Source organism: Streptomyces sp. NPDC023838, from assembly GCF_040639555.1.
Classification (GTDB): domain Bacteria; phylum Actinomycetota; class Actinomycetes; order Streptomycetales; family Streptomycetaceae; genus Streptomyces.
In genome coordinates this window covers 1-4,483 of sequence record NZ_JBFAAD010000076.1, presented here as the reverse complement: position 1 = coordinate 4,483, position 4,483 = coordinate 1, and the positions used below count along the sequence as shown (strand labels likewise).

General features: G+C 72.3%; 3 protein-coding genes and 1 pseudogene. 1 reads left to right on the top strand and 3 read right to left on the bottom strand.

The features are described from left to right. Positions 1-90: 90 nt before the first annotated feature. From AB0G17_RS37235 to AB0G17_RS37225, 3 genes and pseudogenes are all read right to left on the bottom strand, one after another. The gene (locus tag AB0G17_RS37235) at positions 91-1,623 is read right to left on the bottom strand and encodes a DUF692 domain-containing protein (protein WP_361392701.1); all 1,533 of its coding nucleotides are present in this window, start codon (positions 1,621-1,623) and stop codon (positions 91-93) included. A gap of 200 nt (positions 1,624-1,823) precedes the next feature. After that, positions 1,824-2,471 (bottom strand): annotated as a pseudogene (locus AB0G17_RS37230) (DUF4142 domain-containing protein); the annotation flags it as partial. A gap of 209 nt (positions 2,472-2,680) precedes the next feature. Beyond that, on the bottom strand, positions 2,681-3,439 hold the full coding sequence (locus AB0G17_RS37225) for a peptidyl-tRNA hydrolase (RefSeq protein ID WP_361392698.1): 759 nt from the start codon (positions 3,437-3,439) through the stop codon (positions 2,681-2,683). A gap of 47 nt (positions 3,440-3,486) precedes the next feature. On the opposite strand from AB0G17_RS37225, the gene AB0G17_RS37220 reads away from it, so the two are divergent. Then, on the top strand, positions 3,487-4,164 hold the full coding sequence (locus AB0G17_RS37220; RefSeq protein ID WP_361392695.1) for an AIM24 family protein: 678 nt from the start codon (positions 3,487-3,489) through the stop codon (positions 4,162-4,164). Positions 4,165-4,483: the final 319 nt, after the last annotated feature.

The following is a 4,483-nucleotide window of genomic DNA, read 5'->3' as shown; positions in this document are numbered from 1 at the left end:
CCCTCGTACTGGACGTACGTGGGCTTTCGCCCGGTGCGGCGAGAGTGCGTGCCAGGCGTCGCAGGACAGACGGGAATTTGACGACAGGCCCTAGGCGGCCCGGACGAGCCCCTTCAGGAAGCGGGCGGTCCGTCCCCGTGGCCGGGTGCCGGCCCGCTCCTTCCACCAGCGGCCCAACTGCCGTGCGACGTCGCCGTCGAGCTCTTGGGTGAGCAGGGACTCCACGAAGTCGAGGGCGTCGCGGCGGTAGCCGTCGCGCATGGGGCGGCTCCGTGCGTACGCGAGGTACGCGGGCCGGTACGCGTCCCCCAGGATGCGGGGCAGCTCCGGCGCCACCTTCGCGACGACGTCGGCCCGCTTCGCCGCGAGCGCCCGCGCCTGCACGCGCAGGCGGGTGGCGTCGAACCCGTACGGGACGGGGGTGCCGGCGACGAGGGCGGAGAGCAGGGAGGCCTGCGCGACAGCGAGGCGCAGTCGGGCGCCTGCGGCGGGCGTCCCCCGCCCCGCCCCTTCCCGAACGCCCTCGGCCGGGCGGCTGGTTTCTTCCTCCGCGGGCCGGTTGGGGCTCGTCGCGCAGTTCCCCGCGCCTGTGGAGGACCGAGCCCCGGCCGCGGGCAATTCAGCCCCTCCGGCGCTTGATGAGCGGGGGCCGGGGCGGGGCGCCGAAGCGGGGTTCAGGGGCCGTGAGAGGGTGCGAAGGGCGGAGCCCCCGCTCGGGGGTCCGGGGACGCAGCCCCCAGGGAACCCCTTCCTTCCGCCCCCGGCCGCCCGGCGAGGGACTTCGGGAAGGGGCGGGGTGGGGGAAGCCTCCGCCAGCACCCCACGGATCGCCCTCAGCTCCCCCGCCAACTCCGCCTCCGGCGGAAACGCGTCGTCGCGCTCCAGCAAAACCCCCGGCGGGGACACCCGCGACACCAGCTCCGCCAGGACGTCGAGCACCTCCGGGCCCACGGGATGCGCGTGCGTGTCGTGCCACACGCCGTCCCTCTCGACGCCGCCGGCCACGTGGACGTACGCGATCGCCTCCACCGGCAGCTCGGAGAGGGCCTTCGCGGGGTCCTCCCCCCGGTTCACCCGGTTCGTGTGGAGGTTCGCCACGTCGACGAGGAGCCGGACGCCCGTACGCTCCACCAGCTCCGCGAGGAACTGGCCTTCCGTCATGTCCTCGTCGGGCCAGTTCACCAGCGCCGCTATGTTCTCCAGCGCGAGCGGCACCGGCAGACAGTCCTGCGCGATGCGGACGTTCTCGCAGAGCACCTCCAGCGCGTCCCAGGTGCGCGGCACCGGCAGCAGATGCCCGGCCTCCAGACGCGGCGACGCGGTGAGCGCGCCCCCGGCCCGTACGAACGCGATGTGCTCGGTGACCAGCGGAGCCGACAGCGCTTCCGCCCGCGCCGCCAGATCGGCCAGGCGCCCCGCGTCGGGCCGGTCCGCGCCGCCCAGGCCCAGCGAGACGCCGTGCGGCACGACCGTGACCCCGCGCCGCCGCAGCCGTACCAACGACTCGGGAAGGTGGCCGGGGCAGAGGTTCTCGGCCACCGCCTCCACCCAGTCGATGCCCGCCAGCCGCTCGACCGCGTCGGCGATCTCGGGCCGCCAGCCGATGCCGATCCCCAGCTCCATGGTCGTCTCCTCGGCGGGTCGATGTCGTGGCGTCGTGCATGACGTGTGGAGTCGTGCATGAGGTCTGGCGTCGTGCATGACGTGTGGCGTCGTGCATGACGTGTGGAGGGGTCATGGCCCCGGCGCGCCCCGGCCAACCCGCCGCGCCCCACCTTCAGAGCTTCATTTGAGGTTCGGGGCGGGCCGTGGCCGGGCTATTTCTGCGCGGCCAGCGAGTCGTAGTCGACCATGCCCGTGGCCTCCAGCATGTTGATGTGGTCGAGCACCGTCTGGTTGGCGTCCTGGGCCAGGTCCCGGACCAGCGAGTTGCGGGTGTTGGCGCGGACCTGGGCGACCAGGCTGAAGACCTTGCCGTGGGCGCGCCGCAGCAGGTTCGCGAACTTGGCCTCGTAGTCGCGGCCCTGCGCCGCCGACAGCTCCTTGAGCCATCCTTGCTGCTGCTCGTTGGGCTGGTTGGGCAGCTCCATGCCGAGCTGCGCGGCGACGTCCCGTACGTGCTTGTCGAGCGCGGTGTGGCCCGTCACGAGATGGTCCCCGGCCATCTTGACCGCCATGCTGGGCGCCCGCTCCTGCGCCTGCTGCCCGGCGGGCAGCTCCCACAGGCCGGCCAGCCGCACCTTGGTCACGAACTCGCGGTCGGTGGGCGAGAGCGGGCCCCAGCGGGTCGACACGGACGCCGCGTCGAGGTTCGACTGGTCCGTCCCGAGCCGGTCGGCGTACGACCAGACGGGGAAGGCGAGCGCCCCGATGGTGGCGGCCAGCGCCACGATGATCAGGGCTGTTCCATTGAAACGGCCGAGTATGCCGATCCGTTCGACGGTCCGGTCCGTCCGTCCGATGCGTCCCATCAACATGCCTCCCAGGCAGGCAACTTGGCAGTACCGGGAGGTACGGATGGGACACGTGTCGCGTTCAGAGGCTCGCGTCAAAAGGGTGCGCGTCAAGAAGGTGCGCGTTCAAAGGGGTCGTACCGATCCGGTCGTGCCGGTTCAGCCGTGCCGCTTCGGCCGCCGCGGTCGGCCCGGCTCTCCGGCCGCCCCGGCCGACCCCTTCGCGATCAGCGCAGCCGGTTCCGCAGCCCCGGATGGTCCGCCACCACCGTGCAGGACCCCGGCGCGATCTCCGTGAACCCCGCGTCCCGGACCACCGGCAGCCCGCAGCCCGTCAGCGCCACCCACTCCCCGCGCGGCGCCACCCGTACCGACAGCGCGAAGTCCGACTCGCGCCACGCCGTGCGCTCCGCCTCCGACAGCTCCCACCAGGCGAGCTGCGCCCCGTGCCCGGCCTGGGCCATCGTCTTGCCCGCCGACATGTCCAGCTCGGGGTTGAGCCACAGCACCGGCGCGAGGGGGTCGGGGGCGCCGGGCTCGGCCGGGTCGTCCAGGTCCGTCCCGGAGACCTGGAGCTTGGCCAGCTCCTTGGGCCAGCCGTCCAGCGGCACCGGCGGAAAGACCCGCACCTCCGCCGACTTCCCGGTGACCGTGATGCCCGGCAGCCCCGAAGCCTTGCGCCACTCCGCGCCGCGCGCCCGCCGCACCACCTTGCGGATCCTGGCATCCTGCCAGTCGCGCATCGCCTGCGCCCACTCGCCGTCGCCGAGCGACCGCTCGTCGCTGAGCATCACCAGGACGGCCCGGGCGGCGGTCTCCAGCGCGTCGGTGCGGGCGGGCGGCTCCGCCTTCTCGATGCGGACGACCAGCGGGAGGACGTATTGAGGGGCCTCGTCGCGGACGTTCGGCTCCTGGTGGAACGGGCTCGGGGCGGGGGTCTCGGGGGCTTCTTCACTGCTCACCCGACCAGTCTGCCAGCCGCCCATTCCCCGCTTCTTGGCGGAATGAACCCTTCCGGGACAGGATGCCGACCATGAAGAGCGATCTTTTTTCGTCGGCGCACATGGCACAGCCGGCCGCCGAGGCCGGAATGACCCTGCAGAACGCCAAGTCCATCAAGTACGCGGTCAACGGCGAGATGCTCGCGCGCCAGGGAGCGATGATCGCTTACCGCGGAGACCTGCAGTTCGAGCGCCGTGGCCAGGGCATAGGCGGCATGCTCAAGCGCGCCGTCACCGGCGAGGGCCTGCCCCTGATGGCGGTCAAGGGCCAGGGCGAGGCGTGGTTCGCGCACGAGGCGCAGAACTGCTTCGTCGTCGACATCGAGCAGGGCGACGTCCTGACCGTCAACGGCCGCAACGTCCTCTGCTTCGACGCCTCCCTCTCGTACGAGATCAAGACCGTCAAGGGCTCCGGCATCGCCGGCGGCGGCCTCTTCAACAGCGTCTTCACCGGGTGGGGCCGGCTCGGCCTGGTCTGCGAGGGCGACCCGCTGGTCATCCCGGTCACCGCACAGCAGCCGGTGTACGTCGACACCGACGCGGTGGTCGGCTGGACCGCGAACCTGAACACCTCGCTGCACCGCTCGCAGTCCATCGGCTCGATGATCCGCGGCGGCTCCGGCGAGGCCGTGCAGCTGATGCTCCAGGGCGAGGGGTACGTCATCGTCCGCCCGAGCGAGGTGACCCCGAAGAAGGCCGAGCAGCACTGAGCGCCCGATAGTCGGCCAGGACTTTGTCCGCGGGCCGGTGGTCGGTTGCTCGCCCGTGCGGACGCGCGTCAGGCGTTCCCCGGGCCCGTGGTCGGCTGCTCGCCCCGTTCCCCGCGCCCCCAAAGGCCCGTGGCCGAGCTGATTCCTCCGGGTGCCGGGACTACCCGAGGGGTGCGGGGAACTGCGCGAGCAACCACCCCACAGCCGCGGACAAAGACCGGGCCCTAGGGCCTGTCTGACAAAGGATCTCGGAGGGGTTCGCGGAGCCAGAGGATGAGTGCGGCGAGGTGGACTCCGGCCATGTAGCGGGCGGCGAGTT

Coding starts and splice junctions, on each gene's coding strand:
- AB0G17_RS37235 (WP_361392701.1), bottom strand. CDS start 1,623: ATGGAGCTGGGGATCGGCATCGGCTGGCGGCCCGAGATCGCCGACGCG.
- AB0G17_RS37220 (WP_361392695.1), top strand. CDS start 3,487: ATGAAGAGCGATCTTTTTTCGTCGGCGCACATGGCACAGCCGGCCGCC.
- AB0G17_RS37225 (WP_361392698.1), bottom strand. CDS start 3,439: ATGGGCGGCTGGCAGACTGGTCGGGTGAGCAGTGAAGAAGCCCCCGAG.